This window comes from Mycobacterium sp. OAE908, assembly GCF_017872775.1.
GTDB lineage: Bacteria > Actinomycetota > Actinomycetes > Mycobacteriales > Mycobacteriaceae > Mycobacterium.
Map to the genome: position 1 here is coordinate 2763426 of NZ_JAGGJL010000001.1, position 17834 is coordinate 2781259.

The following is a 17834-nucleotide window of genomic DNA, read 5'->3' on the forward strand; positions in this document are numbered from 1 at the left end:
AATTGCACCACGTATGGACGCGCGCAGAAGGCGTTTCCTCAATACGGTGATGCGTCTTTGATATCGCAACGGAACGACCACCGCGCGTCGGGCAGGTCCTTTGCTGCGCCGTGGCCCGTCTGCCGCTGCGATGCACCCCAGCGAACAGTTTTCAACACGGCACCGGCCGAGTAGCCTGTTAGGCATGAGTCGAATAACGGCGTCAGCGCTGCCGCCGGGCCCTCCACTGCCCAAGTGGCTCCAGATGATTGTGTTCCTGCGCTATTGGCCGCGGTTCGTCGCCGCATGCAGGCGTCGCTACGGCAAGGTGTTCACGATTCGCGCGGCGATGACCCCGCCGATGGTGTACCTGACCGAGCCGGCCGAGATCAAGAAGGTGTTCGCCGGTGACCCGAGTGTTTTCCACGCAGGCGAGGCCAACGCGATCCTCGGCGGTCTGCTCGGCGACACCTCGGTGCTGGTGATCGACGACGACGTGCATCGCGAACGGCGCCGGCTGATGCTGCCGCCGTTTCACCGCGACGCCGTCGCCAAACAAGTCGAGCAGTTGACGGAGATCGCGGCGGCGAACATCGACGGATGGCCGGTGGGACGGCCGTTCGCAGTCGCGCCGAAGGCATCCGAGATCACCCTCGAGGTGATCCTGCGGACGGTCATCGGCGCGAGCGACCCGGCGCGACTTGCGGCGTTGCGCGCAGTCATGCCAAAGCTGTTGAACGTCACCCAGTGGACGTCCGTCGCGCTTGCCTGGCCCCGCCTGCAACAACTCCGCCCGTGGCGGACACTAGCGGAACGCATCCGAGAGGCCGACCGCCTGCTGTACGCCGAGATCGCCGAGCGCCGCGCCGACCCGCACCTCGACGAGCGCACCGACGCGTTGGCCATGCTGGTGCGCTCCACCGACGAAGACGGACGCACGCTCAGCGACCGCGAACTGCGCGACCAGTTGATGACTTTGCTTGTCGCAGGCCATGATACGACCGCGACCGCGCTGTCATGGGCCCTCGAAAGGTTGACGCGCCACCCGGCGATACTGGCGAAAGCGGTGCATGCCGCCGACACCGGAGACGACGAATATCTTGACGCGGTGGCCAAGGAGACCCTGCGGATCCGGCCGGTCGTGCCCGACGTGGGCCGGGTGCTGAAGCAACCGGTGGAGCTGGCCGGTTACCAATTGCCTGAAGGTGTGATGGTCGTGCCTGCAATCGGCCTGGTGCACAGCGACTCCGAGCTGTATCCCGATGCGGAGCGATTCGATCCGGACCGGATGGTAGGCGCGACGTTGAGCCCGACGACCTGGTTCCCGTTCGGTGGCGGCAACCGGCGTTGCCTGGGCGCGACGTTCGCGATGGTCGAGATGCGGATCGTGCTCCGCGAGATCCTGCGAAGGGTCGAGCTGGCCACGACGACGGCCCCCGGCGAAACGCAGAGGGTCAAGCACGTGATCTTCGTCCCGCGCGAGGGCGGACGAATTCGCGTGCGGGCGCGGCGCACGGCGCCGGTGGTTACTCAGCCAGCAGGTTGACGACGCCCCCGAATACCCGCGGAAACTGTGCTGCCGCAGGAACAATCAGCGGGCGCAGCGGAGACGCGGTTCCCCGTAGCACCGCCGCAGTCAGCATTCGGTACCGCCGCGACATCCGCAGCCAGCGCCGGTCATAGTCCTGCGGCTGATCCGCCGCCACGCACTCGACGGCGAGCTTCGCCGCGCCGAAAGCAATGCCGAGACCCTCCCCGGTCAGCGCATCGATGTAGCCCGCGGCATCACCCACCAACAACACCCGACCGGCCGTCCGACCACGCACCCGCTGGTGCAACGGTCCCGCCGCCCGGTCCGGACCGTGCGCCGCACCGCGAACCCGTTCGCGCAGTGCGGGAAACGCAGCCAGGTGCGCATCGAAGCCGCCCTTGTGCGACGTCAGTATCGCAACGCCGACGCAGTCGTCTCCGACCGGCGTGACGTACGCCTCGGCTGCGTCAGCCCAATACACCTCGACGCAATCGCTCCACGGTGTCATCACATGATGACGGCGGATGCCCCACCGGCGCGGCCCACGAGACGGCCTGGCCAGTCCAAGCGCGGCGCGAAGGGGCGAATGCAGCCCGTCGGCCGCGGCCAGATATCGCGCCTGAAAACCGCTGCAGTACACCGACGTTGCGCTCTGACTTACTGGCCCGATATCGCCGTTCTCGATGCGCACTCCGGCATCGGCGGCCGCCTTCAACAACCCTGCGTGCAGCGCGGTTCTTCGCACGCCGCGGCCGGCGCCGCCGCGGAACCGCCCCGTCACGCGGTGCGTGCCGTCGACGTAGGCGATGCCGTGAAACGGTTTACCCGGGGGATCCACGCCCAGGCTGTCCAGCAGCGCCAGCGCATGCGGCATCAGTCCCTCACCGCACGCCTTGTCGACGGGGCCGTCCCGTCGCTCGACCACCACGACTTCCAGCCCGGCACGCGCACCGAAGATCGCGGTGGCCAGCCCGGCCGGTCCGCCGCCTGCCACGAGCAGGTCGATCATCGCAGTCTCGCCAACGCGGTGTTCTCGACACCGATACGGGTCCGTAGCACAAAGAAGTTGAGCACCGTGAACGCCGCCGCGGTGATCCACGCCGTGTGCACCAACGGCAGCGCGATACCTTCGACGACGACCGCGACATAGTTCGGGTGCGAGAAGAACCGGTACGGACCGCCGGTCACTCGCTCCGCGTCGGGGATCACGACCACACGCGTGTTCCATTGGTGGCCAAGTGTCGTGATGCACCACCACCGCAGCGCCTGTGCGGCCAGCACGACCGCTAACATCGGCCAGCCAAGGGCAGGCAGGAACGGGCGATACATGGCCTCTATCAGACAGCCCACCAGCAGACCGGTGTGCAACGCGACCATTGCCGGATAGTGCCGCGCACCGAACTCGACGCCACCGCGGGTGCGGCTCCATGCCAGGTTACGTTGCGAAACAACGAGTTCCGCGATCCGTTCGACCGCCACTGCGGCGATCAACAGCACATAGGCGACCATGTTCAGTGCCAGCGCAACAACACCAGTTCCGCGCAGAACCCTGGGCCCATCGCCATCAACAGGCCCGGCGTGCCTGCCGGTGGTGGCTTGGCGCGCGCGTCGCGCAGAATGTGCAGCACCGACGCCGACGAGATGTTGCCGATCTCGGCCAACGACCGCCAGGACAATTCCAGTGCGTTGTCGTCGAGGTCGAGGGCGCTGTTGATCGCCTCCAAAACCCTTGGCCCACCGGGATGTGACACCCATGAGCCGATGTCGTCGACCGTCAGATCATGCTCGGCGAGAAAGCCGGTTACGTCGTCGGCGAAGTACTTCTCGATGAGGTCTGGCAGATCGGGGGACAGGACGAGTTGGAAGCCCGAAGCGCCGACGTCCCAACCCATTATGTTCAGCGAGTCGGGATACATCCGGCTGCGTGTCGCGAGCACATCGGGTCCGGCCACGCCGTCGCGCAGGCCACGGCGGTCACCGACGGCGACGACGGCGGCGGCACCGTCTGCGAACAATGCGCTGCCGACCAGAGTGGCCATGGTCGGCTCGGCGGCCGCGTACATCAGCGAGCACAATTCGACGGACACCAGCACGGCGACATCGTCGGGTGCCCCGCGCAGGTAGTCGTGCAGCCGCGCGATACCTGCCGCGCCTGCTACACAGCCGAGACCGAAGATCGGGACGCGACGGACATCGGGCCGCAGACCCAAGCGGCCTGCGATGCGGGCATCCAGCGACGGCACCGCGATGCCGGTGACGGTCGTGGTGACGATCAGGTCGATGTCACTGGGCTGCAGGCCGGCGTCCTCGAGCGCGCCCGACAAGGCCTCGCAGCCGAGTTGGACGGCGTGTTCGATGAAGAGGTCGTTGGTTTGGCCGAAGTCACCGAGCATCGGGTATTCGTCGATCGGGAGGATGAGATTCCTGCCGTCGACCTTCGCGCTGGCGTGCAGACTGCGCACGGCCTTCTCGTATCCGGCGAAGGCGGGAGCAGCGACGAATGCGTCGGTGATCTCATCCTGGCTGTATCGATGCGGGGGAACTGCTCCGTGTACACCTGCAATAACGCTCACGTACTAGACACGTGGCCCGGAGCCGGTCGGTTCGATCTCGCCACTGTGCGGTTCCTGCGCATGTGCTTGACCGTCGCTGAAACCGAGCCGTCGGTGCACACCGACCATCCACTGCGGTGACCACCAATTCCATTGGCCCATAACGTGCATGAACGCAGGCACCAGCACCATCCGCACCAGCGTCGCGTCGACCAGGATCGCCAACGTCAGACCGAGGCCGAACAGTTTCATCACGGCTACCTCGGCGGCCATCAACGCTGCGAAGGAGATCGACATGATCAGCGCGGCGGCGGTGATGATCCGCCCGGTATAGGCGATGCCGCGGGCCACGCTCTCCTCGTTGTCGGCTCGGGTCTTACCTGAGGCCAGCCAGAATTCCCGGATCCGTGAAACCAGGAACACTTCGTAATCCATCGACAGGCCGAACGCGATGCAGAACAACAGCACGGGGATGTTGGCCACCAGCGTCCCGGTGGGTGTGGTGCCGAGTGCGCCGAGATGGCCGTCCTGGAAGATCCACACCATCGCACCGAACGCGGCTGTCAGAGAAAGCACGTTGAGCACCAACGCTTTCAGCGGCATGACGACGCTGCCGGTCAGCAGGAACAGCAACACGAACATGATGACGGCGATCAGCCCGAGCACCAGCGGCAGCCGTGAGGTGATCGCGTCGACGCTGTCGCGATTGGTCTGCGCCGCGCCGGTCATGTCCACCTGCTTGCCGGCCGGGCCGGGTACGGCGTGTAAGCGGTCGAGCTGCTTTTCCGAGCGATCGGAGAACATCGGGGCCGAACTGTCGACGGTGAGAAAAGCGCTGTCGGCAACCAGGCCTGCGGGTGCGGACACCGGGCCGACCCAGTTGCCGTCGACGAACGTCCCGGTGGGCGCAGATACCGCGGACACATCGGGCACGCGGGACAGGTCGGCTGCATACCTGCCGATGTCGGCTCCAGTGACGCCGGTGGTGTCTGGGATGACGATGGTCACCGCGGCGTCGGAGTTGTGGACGAAGTCGCGGCGCAACTGGTCGCCGACCTGATGAGACGACGCAGAGTGGGGCAGCACGCGGTCGTCAGGGAAGCCCCAGCGCACGCTCAGGAACGGCGCGCCGAGGAGCAACAGCAGCGCGACGCCGGCCAGTCCGAGCGGAATCGCTTTGTGCATAACACAACTCGCGGACCGGTACCAGAACCGCCGCTCGACGGGCACGGGTTGCGGTTCGGCGCGACCGAACACGCGGCGGATCAGTCGGCGCACGTCGAGTGAGTTCAGTCGATCGCCGAGCAGCACCAGTGCAGCGGGTGCGACGACGATCGCGGCGACCGCGGCGAACGCCACCGTCGCGACGCCGGCGTAGGCAAACGATCTGAGGAAATGCATCGGGAAGAGCACGAGGACCGCCATCGACAGCGCGACGGTCGTGGCGGAGAACGCGACGGTGCGGCCCGCGGTCGTCATCGTGCGCACCAGTGCTTCCTCGCGGCCGGCGCCCTCGGCAAGCTCGTCGCGGAACCGGCTGATCATCAGCAGGGTGTAGTCGATGGCCAGCGCCAGGCCCATCGCGGTGGTGAGGTTGAGCGCGAAGATCGACACGTCGGTGGCAAAGGAGATCAGCCGCAGCACCGACAGCGCTCCGAGGATCGCCATCATGCCGACGGCCACTGGCAGCGCGGCGGCCACCAGCCCGCCGAATGCCCAGACCAGCACGAGGAAGCTCAGCGGGATGGCCAGCGACTCCATCACCAGCAGGTTGCGCAGCGACTGCTCGGTGATCTGGACGTTGACCATCGCGGCCCCGCCAGACCGGACGGTGACGCCGTCATGGTCGCCTGCCACCGCCTCGGATAACTCCTTGGCGTAGCGCTGCTGCTGGTTCTCGTCGCCGGTGATGCCCGCGACGACGAGCCCCGAGGAGCCGTCGCGGCTGATCAGATCAGCGGCGGCGGGCGGTGACGCGGTCCATGCCGACGTGACATGCGCGACGTGTGGCGAACTACGGAGTTGGTCAACGATTTCGTTGCCTGCGGCCCGAGCAGCGGCGCTGTCGGCGCCGTCGGGGGTTGAGATGACGATCAGCAACTGCACGTCGCCCTGGTGGAACTTGTCGGTCAAGATCTCGGTTGCCCTGGCCGATTCCGATGTCGGGTCCTGAAATCCACTGGCAGAAAGGCTTTTCGCGACGGGGACGCCGAATATTCCGAGGGCGACAGTGAGCAGCACCGCGGAAGCGATAACACGTCGCGGTGCGGCGATGGCCAATTCGGCGATGCGGTGCAGCAGCGGTTGTCCTCCGATCGGTGCCCTGTCCCTTCAACGAAATTCATGCGGTAGTTGTTCAATACCTCGCTACATGCGGGAGTCGCCTGCTCGACGTACGGTGGTAAGTGCGTGTCGTCGTCGAAACCAGTTGCTTTGCTGCGCATCAACTTCGGAGCGCGTTAAGCACGCGTCCAATGTGGGAACACGATGTATCGCTGCGCGTCGGGGTGCGGACGGTTAGGTCGGTTAGGACTGGGAAGGATTGGCATGACCCTGCCTCAAGGTTCACGCCTTGGCACCCGCTTCGGGCCCTACGAGCTGAACTCGCTGATCGGGGTCGGCGGTATGGGTGAGGTATATCGCGCCTACGACACCGTGAAGGACAGGACGGTGGCGGTCAAGGTGCTACGGGCTGAGATGGCCGCGGACCCGACCTATCAGGAGCGTTTCAGGCGGGAGTCGCGGGTGGCGGCCCGGCTGCAGGAGCCGCACGTCATTCCCGTGCACGACTTCGGGGACATCGACGGGGTGCTGTATATCGACATGCGCCTGGTCGAGGGCGGCAGCCTCAAGGACGAACTGCGGGCGAACGGGCCGCTTGCGCCGGCCCGGGCCGCGTCGATCATCGCGCAGGTGGCTGCGGCGCTGGACGCCGCGCACGCCGACGGCCTGGTACATCGCGACATCAAACCGGAGAATGTGCTGCTGACCTCCGACGACTTCGCGTACCTGGTGGACTTCGGGATCGCGCACGGCGGCGGCGACGCGAGTGTGACCTCGACGGGGTTGATCATCGGATCTTGCGCCTACATGTCGGCGGAGCGGTTCAGCGGCGGGCAGGTGGGGCCTGCCGCCGATGTGTACTCGCTGACCTGCCTGCTCTACGAGAGCCTGACGGGTCGGCCACCCTTTGAGACGGGGGATCTGCGTCAACTGATGACGGCGCACATGTTCTCGCCGCCGCCACGGCCGAGCATCATGCGGCGAGGCATTCCGAGGGCGTTCGACGACGTCATCGCGAAGGGCATGGCGAAGAAGCCAGGGGAGCGGTTCGCCTCGGCGGGTGAGTTGGCCAGAGCGGCGACGGCCGCGGTTTCGGGCGGGCCCGTGCCGCCTGCGCCTGCGGTCCCTGCGGTGAGCAGCCCACCGCCGGCTTCGACGCGGCAGTTCTCGGCCGTGTATCCGAATCCGGCGGGCACGGGCTATACGCCGTATCCGCCGCAGCCGATTCCTGCGCCTGAGCCGGTGCCGTCGCCGCAGAAGTCGAGGTTCGGCGGCAGCCAGGTGGCGCTCGTGATCGCGACGGTCGTGCTGTTCGGCGTGGCGGTGGTGTTGGCGATGCAGCTGTTCTCCGGCGGCGACGACACGGCGGCACCGCCGTCGACCACGGTCACCGCGCCGCCGCCGTCGGTGAGCACGACCACGGAGACGGTTTCGCCATCGACCACGACGACGACCACGCCGTCGACAACGACCTCGACGACGCCGACGACAACTGGGACACCGTTGCCGGGAGTGTCTGGCACGGATGCCCAGGGGTTCGTCGGGCACGCGGCGCGGTGCGACGCGGGGAACACGGCGGTGGCCGCGATCAGGACGGCGCAGTCACTCGCGGTGATATGCCAGACGAGTGCGGGCAGCTACTACTACCACGGTGAACGGTTGCGCGACGGCGCCAACGTACGGCTCAGCAACGCCGTGCCCAATGGCGGCGGGTTTGATGTCAGCAACCCGGCCGACGGCGCGAGCTATGAGGTGCGGCCCGATCATCTGACCATCCGCAGCAACGGGCATGTGGATTCGGACGAGCCGGCGTTGGAGTACTCCGCCGGACCGTAAAAGCGTGGCGGTCGACAGCCGGTTTGATTGCGCTGCTCGGTCGGTGTTCTCTTCTAGAGACTGTCAACAATTGATGACAGCCCCGGGAGGAGTGCAGTCAGCCTCTGGCTTGGACGCCGTCACTTGCCGCCGAAGACGACGTTCTCCAGTGGCTCACCCCGTTGCAGGCGCCCGATGTTCGCAGCGATGTCGTCCGCCCGTCCCGCGAAGGTGTCCCGCGTGACGCCCGACGAGTGCGGCGTCATCAACACGTTCGACAGCTCCGCGAACGGCAGGTCACTCGGCGGAGCAGCGCCCTGGTCCGACGGGTAGCGATACCAGACATCGATCGCCGCAGCGCGGATCACCCCGGCCGCCAACGCGTCGTACAACGCCTGCTCCTGCACCAGCGGACCTCGCCCGACATTGATCAACACGCCGTCATGTCCCAGTGCGCGCAGCTGCCCAGGGCCGATCATTCCCTCGGTGTGCTCATTCAGCGGCGCCGACACCACCGCGACGTCGCACTCTGTCAGCAGTCGATCCAGCTCTGTCGTCGGCCCGGACCACTCCAGGCCACACGCGGAAACCCGCCCCGAGCCCGTCACCGCCGACCCGCTACAACCGAAGGCGCGGAACAAGTTCCATGCGCACCGGCCGATGTGCCCGAACCCGACGAACCCGATGTGTGCGCTGCCCAAGGTGTCGAGCTGAGCTATCGCGCCGTCGTACACCGACGTCGCCCACACGCCGCGCCGCAACTGACGGTCCTGCGCCAGAAACTCGCGGCGCAGCATCACCGCGGCCGCGACCGCATACTCGGCAATCGACCGCTCATGGTGAAACGTATTGGCCACCAGAACATCCGGACCCAGCGACGAGAAGTCCACCTTGTCGGTTCCCGCACCGGCGACGTGAATCAACCGCAGCTTCTGCGCCACGCCCGCCATGTCCGCGGTGAACCTGCTCCCGACATAAACATCGGCGTCCCACAACCCGTCGCCGCCCCAACTCACTTCGGCGCCCGGCGGCATCGCCGCTTCGAACCGCTCGCGGTGCGGCAGCAGGTTCCTATCCGCGACGACGATCTTCATCGTTGCAGCGCAGGGCGTTTCGGGTCGAACGTCCAGCCGGGGATCAGGTATTGCATCGCGACGGCGTCGTCGCGGCTGCCGAGCCCTTCGCGTTGATACAACTCGTGTGCCGCGCTGACGGCCGCCATGTCGAGTTCGACCCCAAGCCCCGGTTTGTTTGGCACCGTGAGGTAGCCGTCGACGATCTGGTACGGCTCGCCCGTGATCCGTTGGCCGTCCTGCCATATCCAGTGGGTGTCGATCGCGGTGATCGTGCCAGGTGCCGCGGCAGCGACATGGGTGAACATCGCCAGCGAAACGTCGAAGTGGTTGTTGGAGTGCGACCCCCAGGTCAACCCCCATGCATCGCACAGCTGCGCGACGCGCACCGACCCGGCCATCGTCCAGAAGTGCGGATCGGCCAACGGGATGTCTACCGCGTTCGCGCGGATCGCGTGACCGAGTTCGCGCCAGTCGGTGCCGATCATGTTCGTCGCCGTCGGCAGACCGGTCGCCCGTTTGAATTCCGCCATCACCTCGCGACCGGAGAACCCGCCCTCGGGACCGACGGGATCCTCGGCGTAGGCCAACACATCCGTCAGCTCGCGACACGTCCTCACCGCGTCCACCAGTAGCCAACCGCCGTTGGGGTCCAACGTGATTCGAGCGTCGGGGAATCGCTCCGCCAGTGCGATCACGGCCTTGGCCTCGTCGGCCGCCGGCAGCACGCCGCCCTTCAGCTTGAAGTCGCGGAACCCGTACCGCGCCCGCGCCGCTTCCGCGAGACTCACGACGGCGTCCGGCGTCAGCGCTTCCTCGTGGCGCAGTCGCAGCCAGTCGTCGGTCTCGTCGGGCGCCGATCGGTACGCGAGGTCCGTCTTGGTGCGGTCGCCGACGAAGAACAGATACCCCAGCGCTTGCACACGATCCCGCTGCTGCCCTTCGCCCAACAGCGCCGCCACCGGCACCTCGAGATGCTTGCCGAGAAGGTCGAGCATCGCCGACTCGACGGCGGTCACCGCATGCACGGCGACGCGCAGGTCGAACGTCTGCGCGCCTCGCCCCGCGGCGTCACGGTCGCCGAACACGCGCCGCATGTCGTTGAGCACAGCGTGGTAGTCGCCGATGCTGCGGCCGGTGACCAGAGCACCTGCCTCCTCGAGTGTGCGACGGATCGGTTCACCGCCAGGAACTTCACCGACGCCGGTGTTGCCCTCGGAGTCGGTGAGGATCACCAGGTTTCGGGTGAAGTACGGCCCGTGCGCGCCGCTGAGGTTCAGCAGCATGCTGTCGTGGCCCGCGACCGGGATCACCGTGATGTCGCTAACGACGGGTGTGTTCATGCCATCTCCTTACGACGCGAACCATTTGTCGCCGTTGGCCAGTGGGCGCACGACGCGGGACACCTTGTCGCCCATCGTGCAAAGCGCGTCGACGATCTCGCGCTCACGCTCCTTCGTCAGCCGGCCCACCGGCACTGAGCAGCTGATGGCGTCCTGCGCGGGTGTGCAGTAGCGCAGCGCGACGGCGAAACACCGCAGTCCCGTGGTGTTCTCCTCGTGGTCTGCGGCAAATCCCCGCACCCTCACGTCGTCGAGCACCTCGTCGAGCGCGGCGCGGTCGACCACCGTGTTGGCGGTGAGCGCCCGAAGCGCGCCCGGGATGTGCTCGTCGCGGTCGGTGCCGAACCGCTCGGCCAGCAGCGACTTACCCAGCGCGGTGGAGTATGCCGGCAGCCGCCTGCCGACCCGATTCGCCGCGCGGGTGTACTGCTTGGACTCGCGGGTGGCCAGGTATACGACGTCGGTGCCGTCGAGGCGGCCGAGGTGAAATGTCTCGTCGAGGTCCTGGCGCAGGTCGTCGAGGAACGGGGCGATCAGCGGCAGGTACGGGTCGCTGTCCAGGTAGCTCGTGCCGACGAGCAGTGCGCGAATGCCGATGCCGTACAACGTTCCTGACGGATCGCACCGCACCCAGCCCTGCGCGACGAGCGTGCGCAGCAGGGCGTGCGCGCTGCTGCGGGGCATGTCGAGTGCGTCACTGATCTCGCGGAGGCGCGCAGGGTGGTCGGGCCGGGCGGCCAGGTACTCGAGCAGCTCCACGGTCCGCACGGCGGATTTCACCTTGCGTACGGCGATGTCGGGCTCGTCAGTCACGGTCCTCCTCAGCTCGGCAGCAGTTCGCGGCCGATCAATACCACGGCGCCCAGTGTCGAGGCGCCGATTGCCAACCAGCGCAGTCGGGTTGGATCAAGAAAGCGGTTGACGCGGCGTGAAAGCGCGTATCCGGCGACCGCCGCAGGGATCAACGCAGCGAACGCCGACACGGTTCGGCCGTCGATGGCCCCGGTCACCGCGAGCGCGGCAATCGACATCATCGAGCCGACCAGAAAGAAGCCGCTCATCGTCCCACGCAGGCGCGCACCGCTGTTGCGTTGCCACACCAGCGCCATCGGCGGACCACCGATCGACGTTGCGGTGCCCAGCACACCCGACGTCGCGCCCGCCAGCACCACGTTGCGCCGCCGCGGTGCAGGAATCCAACCGAAGCTGGTAAGGGCGACACCTGCGAGCACCACGCCGGCCAGCATCACCGTCAGTGCCCGCTCTGGCAGCATCGCCAAAAGCAATGCGCCCGCAATGGTTCCGGGCACCCGGCCTACCAGAGCCCAGCCCGTGCCGTGCAAGTCGATGTCTTCGCGCTCCCGCACGGCCACGATCAACGTCACCAGCGTCGCGACCATGATCAGGGTGCCCGGAATGAGCCGCGGGTCGACGAGCGCGATCACCGGCGCGGCCAGCATGCCGATGCCGAAGCCGATCGACGCCTGCAGACAGGACGCCAGCATCACCGCCCCGGCGACAGTGCAGAATCCGAGGACACTCATACCGAGGCCAGCGTCCCCTCCTGCAACAGCGGATGGTGGCACTCGGCGGCGTGTCCAGATACTTCGGGGTCCACCGCACTCGGCGGCGTTGTCGTCGCGCAGACGTTGGTGGCCTTCCAGCAGCGCGTCCGGAACCGGCAGCCTGACGGTGGGTTCAGCGGGGAAGGCACCTCGCCCTTGAGCAAGATCCGTTCGGGGCGCTGCTCGCCGTTCAGCTTGGGCGCCGCAGACATCAGCGCGGCGGTGTATGGGTGGTTTGGCCGGTCGAAAACCGCTTCGGTAGGGCCGGATTCGATGATTCTGCCGAGATACATCACCGCGACGCGGTCTGCGACGTGGCGGACGACGGACAAGTCGTGCGAGATGAAGATGTACGAGATGCCCAGCTGGCTCTGCAGGTCGTTGAGCAAGTTGAGTACCTGCGCCTGCACCGACAGGTCGAGCGCGGACACCGGCTCGTCGCAAATGATCACATCTGGGTCGAGCGCCAGCGCGCGGGCGATCCCGATGCGTTGGCGCTGGCCGCCGGAGAACTCCTGCGGATACTTGTCGAAGGACTTCGCGCCGAGACCGACAAGGTCCAGCAGGCCGCGCACGCGCATCTCACGGTCACGACGGCCCTTGTACACACCCTTGTGGCTGCGCCACGGCTCGGCGATGAGCTCGCCGGCCGTCATCCGCGCATTCAGCGACGCGTAGGGATCCTGGAAGACCATCTGGACCCGACGGCGGAACGCCAGCAGCTCCTTGCCGCGCAGGCCGAACGGATCGATGCCGTCGAAGCGCACGGTGCCCGAGTCCGGTCGTTCCAGCATCAGCAATGTCCTTGCCAGCGTCGACTTTCCGCATCCGGATTCGCCCACAAGGCCGAGGGTCTCGCCGCGGGACAGGTCGAGCGTGATGCCGTCCAGCGCGCAGAGCTTCTTCTTGCCTGCGTTGGGAACGCTGAACGACTTGTGCAGATCGCGGACTTCGAGCAGCTTCTCAGACACTTTTCACCTCTTCGGGGAAGTGGCAGGCGGCCTTGCGGTCGCCACCATCAAGGGCGGGTCGCGTCGTCGCGCAGATGTCGCGCGCCAACGGGCAGCGCGCCTGATACACGCAACCCGCAGGGATGGCGTGCAGGTCCGGGGGCGTGCCGCCGATCGATTTGAGTTGATCACCGCGGCGGGCGTGGACGGGAACCGAGTTCAGCAGCCCCTTGGTGTACGGGTGCCGCGGGTTGGCGAAAACCTCTGCTACCGGGCCGGTTTCGACGATATTGCCCGCGTACATCACCGCGACGCGATCTGCCTCCTCTGCGACCAGCGCCAGGTCGTGCGTGATCAGCACGACGGCCATCTTGTATTCGGCACGCAGATCGCGCAACAGCGCCATGATCTGAGCCTGCACGGTCACGTCGAGCGCGGTGGTCGGCTCGTCGGCGATCAGCACGCTGGGGTTGAGCGCGACGGCCATCGCGATCAGCAGTCGCTGCCGCATGCCGCCTGAGAACTGGTGTGGGTAGGAGTTCAGCCGGGTCTCGGGTTGCGGGATGCCGACGCGGGCCATCAGCTCGACCGCTTTGGCCTTGGCCTGCTTGGCGCTCATGCCGTGGTGGATCCGGAATGGTTCGGCCAGTTGGGTTCCCACGGTGTAGAGCGGGTTCAGCGCGGTGAGTGCATCCTGAAAGACGATCGCGAGTTCGGTGCCCGCGATCTCACGGCGCTTGGCCCTGCCGACGCGGAACAGGTCAAAGCCGCTGAGTTGCGCTGTCCCACCGACCACGTCGGCGACGGGCTCGAGCAGGCCGACGAGGGCGGTGGCCGTCATCGACTTGCCGCAGCCGGATTCGCCGAGCAGCGCCAGCGTTTCGCCGCGGCGCGCCGTGAAGCTGACGTCGTTGACCGCGCGGACGGTGCCGCTGATCGTGCGTATGTCGACGGTCAGCCCGTCGACCTCCAACACGGTTTCGTCGAGATCGGGCAGGCGTTCTGCGACAGCGGTCATGCTTGTGCCTTTCAAGAGAGGCGCTTCGTGGTTTTGGTGAAGCGAGAGAGGCGTTTCTGCGGAACGGTCAGGCGCCACCGTTGTCCCGGGTCGGTGGCGATCCGGGCCCATGCGGCGAGGATGGTCGCCGACACGGTGGTGATGACAATGGCAAGGCCGGGGAAGAACGACAGCCACCACGCGGTGTGCAGGTAGGTGCGGCCCTGCGAGACCATCAGGCCCCAGCTGACGTCGGGCGGCTGGATGCCGATGCCCAGGAAGCTCAACGAGCTCTCCGCCAGCATCACGTAGCAGAAGTCGAGCGTCGCGACGGTCAGCAAGGTGGGCAGGACGACGGGCGCGACGTGGCGCCAGATGATCGCTTGGGCGCTGGCGCCGAACGTGCGGGCCGCGTCGACGAACAGCCTGCTCTGCAGTTCGGCGGACTCGGCGCGAGCCGTGCGCAGGTAGACAGGGACGCGCGTGATCGCCAGCACCAGAACGATGTTCGCCGCGCTTGGCGAGAACACGTACAGCACGACGACGGCGAGCAGCAGCGACGGGAAGCTCATGATCACATCGGCGACCCGCATCGCAATCGTTTCGCGCCAGCCGCGGTAGTAGCCGGCCCACATGCCGATCGCGGAACCCACGACGGCGGAAATGACCACGGCGGGGACTGCGACCGACAACGTGGTGCGGCAGGCGACGATCAGCCGGGCCAGCATGCTGCGGCCGAGCGGATCGGTACCGAGGATGTTGGCCCACCCGTGGGCGAGCGTGAACGGCGCCTGGTTGGAGTTGTCCAGGTCGATATGAGTGGCGAGGTTGCCGACGAACATCGGTCCGACGATCCCGGTGAAAAAGACCAGGCCGAGCACGACCGCTGCTGCGGCGGCGACGCGGTCGTTGACCAGCAACCGGAACCATTTCGAGCGCTTGCGGGTTTCGGGCTCGCCGACGATCGCGGTGGTCGGCTTGACCGGGACGAGATCGAGTTGGGTGCTCATGTCTCTCCTAGACTCTCGCCGGTTCCCGGACGCGGGCGTCGAGCAGTGCGTAGCAGGCGTCGATCAGGATGTTCAGAGCGAAGATGCTCACCGCGGTCAGCAGCACCGCTGCCTGCAGCACGGCGAAGTCGCGTTGCAGGATCGCGTCGATCATCAGCTTGCCGATGCCGGGCCAGCCGAAGATCGCTTCGACCACGACCGCGCCGTTGACCAGGCCGACGGCCAGGTCGCCCGCGACGGTCAGCGCCGGGGCGGCGGCGTTGCGCAGCGCGTGGTGGGTGACGACACGCAGGTCGCTGGCTCCCTTACTGCGGGCCAGCCGCACGTAAGGGGCGGACAGCGCGGAAACCATTGCGCCGCGAACGACTTGGGTGAGCACACCGAGCGGCCGGATCATCAGCGTCGCGATCGGCAGTATCCAGGACAGGCCGCTGTCGACACCGGAGGTGGGCAGCCAGCCGAGCAGGACGGCGAAGAGCCAGACGCCGGTGATCGCGAACCAGAAGTCCGGGATGCTGGCGGCGGTCATCGACAACAGGCTGGAGAACCGGTCGGCCAGCGAGTTGGGACGGTAGGCGGCCCAGCAGCCGATGATCACCGCCAGGACGATCGCCAGAAGCATTGTGGTGAACGCTAATTGGAGCGTGGCAGGAAAGGCCCGCAGCGCCATTTCGGACGCGGATTCACCGGTGCGAAGCGAGGTGCCGAAGTCCAGGTGCAGGACGCCCTTGAAATAGTCGCCGAGTTGGGTCAACAGTGGCTGGTCGAACCCGTTCTTCGCGGCGAAGTCGGCACGCTGCTCCGGGGTGGCTGACTCGGGCAGGTACAGGTTCGTGGGGTCGCCGGTGAGCCGGGCGAGGAGGAACACGCCGAGCAGCACGATGATCAACGGCAGTGCGCTGGTGTACATCCGTCGCCGGACGAAGGAGAACATGGGCTAGGCCTCCCGGTTTGTGCTGGCGAACGTCATCTGGGCTAGCCGCATCTCGTCTCCGGTTGCGGAGTTCGGCCGATAGTCGACGCGCGGTGACTTTCCGAGCACCCCGTTCATGTGCGCGATGTAGGCGAACTGGCCGACCTCGGTCGGCTCGGCCGCGAACAGCTTGGCGTACGCGTCCTGACGCTGCTGGCCGATGAGCTGTCCGGCCGCATCGATCTTCTGGTCGAAAGCAGGTGTACCGCAGCCGTTTTGCGCTCCGTCGGTGCGCATGTACTGGTCGACGCTGAACGCTGCATCCCCGGCCTGGTTGCCGTGCATGATCAGCGCGACGAACGGTCCTGCGTTGTCAGGGAACGGGCGTAGCTGATACTGCAGCTGACCCGCGGTGTCCATCATCTCGATCTTGGCGTTCAGGCCGATTTCGGCCAGCTCACTTTGGATGACTTCCATGGTCTCGGTGATCTTCGGGAACTGCGCGGTGCGGCCGATCAACCTGATCTGTGTGCCGACAGGGACTCCGGCCGCCTTCGCCTCGGCCACCAACTGCTTGGCCTTGCCCGGATCGTGCGGCCACAGCGCCAGATCTGGGTTGTGGCCGACGACGCCGTCGGGGATCAACTGGGCGGCCGGCTCGCCCATGCCGCGGAACAGCGCCTTGACGATTCCGGTGCGGTTGACCGAGTAGTTGATGGCTTGGCGGACGCGGATGTCGTTCAGCGGCGCTTGGATACACGTGATGCGCAGTGCGGTGGTTTCGTTGTTGGGAAACGCCACACCGAGGTTGCCCGCGCCGTCCTCGGGGCCAAGGCCCGTCGCGATGTCGGTCTCGTCGTTGGTGATCATCGCGGCGCGCACGCTGCCCTCGCTGCGCCACTGGTATTCGGCGCGGGCGAACGCGGGCTGCTTGCCCCAGTAGGTGGCGTTGCGCGCCAGCCGCAACTTCTGGCCGTACTCCCAATCGTCGACGACGTAGGGGCCGGTGCCGATCGGTTCGCGCACCTTCGCGGTGGTGCTGGTGGTGCGCGGGACGATCTCCACGAACGAGATACGCAGCGGCAGAATGGGATCGGGGGTTTCGGTGGTCACTGTCAGCGTGGTGTCGTTGACGGCGTTGAGCTTGAGCTTCTCGTCGCCGAACACGTAGCCGTCGACGTTGCAATTCAGATCGGAGTTGACGGCCCGGTCGATGGAGAACGCGGCGTCGGTTGCGGTGAACCGAGCACCGTTGGAGAAGGTGACGTCCTTGCGGATGTCGAAGGTCCACTCGGTCGGCGAGGTTTGCCGCCAGCCGGTGGACAGCAGCGGCTGCAGGTCACCGGAGGCCGGGTCGCGCTCGATGAGCGGTTCGGTGATGTTGGACCTGACGACGACACCCGTCGACGTCAGCGAGCTCTCGCACGGCTCGAGGGTCGGCGGCTCCTCGGGCAGCACGATCCGCAGGGTGTTGAGGTCGTAGCCACCGTGCCGCGAGTTGGCGACGGTGCAGCCGCTGGCGACCACGGTGACTGCCGCAAGCGCGACGGCAAGTGCTTGGCGTCTCATGGATCCTCCCGGGCTGCGGTTGGTGACGTCCACGTATGTAGATAAACCGTGTGATCGCAGACACACGTTAGGGACGGCTTCGGAACAGCGTCAACCCGGGCCAAGTGGCCGAATGGGAGTTTGTATTGGCCAACCTCTCCTGCGAAATGCCAGCTCACACTTGGTTTTTCGACCGCCCATACCCTGCCTGGACTGTCGATAGCGCTGTCATGCGGGTTGGGTATAAGTCCATGCTATTTCGGGGTTGGACGGGT

General features: G+C 66.6%; 15 protein-coding genes. 2 read left to right on the plus strand and 13 right to left on the minus strand.

The genetic code is table 11. The features are described from left to right. The first annotated feature begins 184 nt into the window (after window positions 1-184). A complete protein-coding gene (locus J3E61_RS13665) occupies window positions 185-1525 on the plus strand; it encodes a cytochrome P450 (RefSeq protein WP_210083915.1) in 1341 nt (446 codons plus the stop codon). Here the strand turns inward: J3E61_RS13665 and J3E61_RS13670 are convergent. Genes J3E61_RS13670 through J3E61_RS13685 form a run of 4 tightly spaced genes read right to left on the minus strand, consistent with a single transcriptional unit; the run spans window position 1506 to window position 6363 of the window. After that, window positions 1506-2519 carry an NAD(P)/FAD-dependent oxidoreductase gene (locus tag J3E61_RS13670; protein WP_210083916.1) on the minus strand — a complete coding sequence of 338 codons (1014 nt, stop codon included), beginning with the start codon at window positions 2517-2519 and terminating at the stop codon, window positions 1506-1508. The genes J3E61_RS13665 and J3E61_RS13670 overlap by 20 nt on opposite strands. Then, entirely contained in the window at window positions 2516-3019 is a 504-nt protein-coding gene (locus tag J3E61_RS13675) for a hypothetical protein (RefSeq protein WP_210083917.1), read from the minus strand. The genes J3E61_RS13670 and J3E61_RS13675 overlap by 4 nt, the downstream gene beginning before the upstream one ends. Before the next feature lie 2 nt (window positions 3020-3021). After that, window positions 3022-4083, minus strand: a complete 1062-nt coding sequence (locus tag J3E61_RS13680; protein WP_192725366.1) for a type III polyketide synthase — start codon at window positions 4081-4083, stop codon at window positions 3022-3024. Between the two features lie 3 nt (window positions 4084-4086). After that, window positions 4087-6363 carry an MMPL family transporter gene (locus J3E61_RS13685; RefSeq protein ID WP_210085541.1) on the minus strand — a complete coding sequence of 759 codons (2277 nt, stop codon included), beginning with the start codon at window positions 6361-6363 and terminating at the stop codon, window positions 4087-4089. Window positions 6364-6609: 246 nt separating this feature from the next. Between J3E61_RS13685 and J3E61_RS13690 the strand changes: the two genes are divergently transcribed. Continuing rightward, the gene (locus tag J3E61_RS13690) at window positions 6610-8181 is read left to right on the plus strand and encodes a serine/threonine protein kinase (protein WP_210083918.1); all 1572 of its coding nucleotides are present in this window, start codon (window positions 6610-6612) and stop codon (window positions 8179-8181) included. Window positions 8182-8300: 119 nt separating this feature from the next. On the opposite strand, the gene J3E61_RS13695 is transcribed toward J3E61_RS13690, so the two are convergent. From J3E61_RS13695 to J3E61_RS13735, 9 genes are read right to left on the minus strand one after another with little or no spacing between them, the layout of a single operon-like run. After that, window positions 8301-9254: a hydroxyacid dehydrogenase gene (locus tag J3E61_RS13695; protein WP_210083919.1), complete on the minus strand. Its 954-nt coding sequence runs from the start codon at window positions 9252-9254 to the stop codon at window positions 8301-8303. Continuing rightward, on the minus strand, window positions 9251-10576 hold the full coding sequence (gudD, locus tag J3E61_RS13700; protein ID WP_210083920.1) for a glucarate dehydratase: 1326 nt from the start codon (window positions 10574-10576) through the stop codon (window positions 9251-9253). The genes J3E61_RS13695 and gudD overlap by 4 nt, the downstream gene beginning before the upstream one ends. 9 nt (window positions 10577-10585) lie before the next feature. Beyond that, complete coding sequence (locus J3E61_RS13705) at window positions 10586-11389, minus strand: IclR family transcriptional regulator (protein WP_210083921.1); 804 nt, start codon at window positions 11387-11389, stop codon at window positions 10586-10588. An 8-nt stretch (window positions 11390-11397) separates the two neighbouring features. Beyond that, entirely contained in the window at window positions 11398-12120 is a 723-nt protein-coding gene (locus J3E61_RS13710; protein ID WP_192725361.1) for a TSUP family transporter, read from the minus strand. Next, on the minus strand, window positions 12117-13112 hold the full coding sequence (locus tag J3E61_RS13715; RefSeq protein WP_210083922.1) for an ATP-binding cassette domain-containing protein: 996 nt from the start codon (window positions 13110-13112) through the stop codon (window positions 12117-12119). Before J3E61_RS13715 ends, J3E61_RS13710 begins: the two co-directional genes overlap by 4 nt. Further along, window positions 13105-14109, minus strand: coding sequence for an ABC transporter ATP-binding protein (locus J3E61_RS13720; RefSeq protein ID WP_210083923.1), 1005 nt, complete (start codon window positions 14107-14109; stop codon window positions 13105-13107). Before J3E61_RS13720 ends, J3E61_RS13715 begins: the two co-directional genes overlap by 8 nt. A gap of 11 nt (window positions 14110-14120) precedes the next feature. Next, window positions 14121-15098 (minus strand): ABC transporter permease subunit, encoded by a 978-nt coding sequence (locus J3E61_RS13725; RefSeq protein ID WP_192725359.1) that lies wholly within the window; start codon window positions 15096-15098, stop codon window positions 14121-14123. 7 nt (window positions 15099-15105) lie between these two features. Continuing rightward, window positions 15106-16032, minus strand: a complete 927-nt coding sequence (locus J3E61_RS13730; RefSeq protein WP_210083924.1) for an ABC transporter permease — start codon at window positions 16030-16032, stop codon at window positions 15106-15108. Window positions 16033-16035: 3 nt separating this feature from the next. Further along, window positions 16036-17580, minus strand: coding sequence for a peptide ABC transporter substrate-binding protein (locus J3E61_RS13735; RefSeq protein ID WP_210083925.1), 1545 nt, complete (start codon window positions 17578-17580; stop codon window positions 16036-16038). Window positions 17581-17834: the final 254 nt, after the last annotated feature.

What these genes read in the sequence shown, in the direction of transcription:
- J3E61_RS13665 (WP_210083915.1), top strand. Translation starts at nt 185, where the DNA reads ATGAGTCGAATAACGGCGTCAGCGCTGCCGCCGGGCCCTCCACTGCCC.
- J3E61_RS13670 (WP_210083916.1), bottom strand. Translation starts at nt 2,519, where the DNA reads ATGATCGACCTGCTCGTGGCAGGCGGCGGACCGGCCGGGCTGGCCACC.
- J3E61_RS13675 (WP_210083917.1), bottom strand. Translation starts at nt 3,019, where the DNA reads ATGGTCGCCTATGTGCTGTTGATCGCCGCAGTGGCGGTCGAACGGATC.
- J3E61_RS13690 (WP_210083918.1), top strand. Translation starts at nt 6,610, where the DNA reads ATGACCCTGCCTCAAGGTTCACGCCTTGGCACCCGCTTCGGGCCCTAC.
- J3E61_RS13695 (WP_210083919.1), bottom strand. Translation starts at nt 9,254, where the DNA reads ATGAAGATCGTCGTCGCGGATAGGAACCTGCTGCCGCACCGCGAGCGG.
- gudD (WP_210083920.1), bottom strand. Translation starts at nt 10,576, where the DNA reads ATGAACACACCCGTCGTTAGCGACATCACGGTGATCCCGGTCGCGGGC.
- J3E61_RS13710 (WP_192725361.1), bottom strand. Translation starts at nt 12,120, where the DNA reads ATGAGTGTCCTCGGATTCTGCACTGTCGCCGGGGCGGTGATGCTGGCG.
- J3E61_RS13720 (WP_210083923.1), bottom strand. Translation starts at nt 14,109, where the DNA reads ATGACCGCTGTCGCAGAACGCCTGCCCGATCTCGACGAAACCGTGTTG.
- J3E61_RS13725 (WP_192725359.1), bottom strand. Translation starts at nt 15,098, where the DNA reads ATGAGCACCCAACTCGATCTCGTCCCGGTCAAGCCGACCACCGCGATC.
- J3E61_RS13730 (WP_210083924.1), bottom strand. Translation starts at nt 16,032, where the DNA reads ATGTTCTCCTTCGTCCGGCGACGGATGTACACCAGCGCACTGCCGTTG.
- J3E61_RS13735 (WP_210083925.1), bottom strand. Translation starts at nt 17,580, where the DNA reads ATGAGACGCCAAGCACTTGCCGTCGCGCTTGCGGCAGTCACCGTGGTC.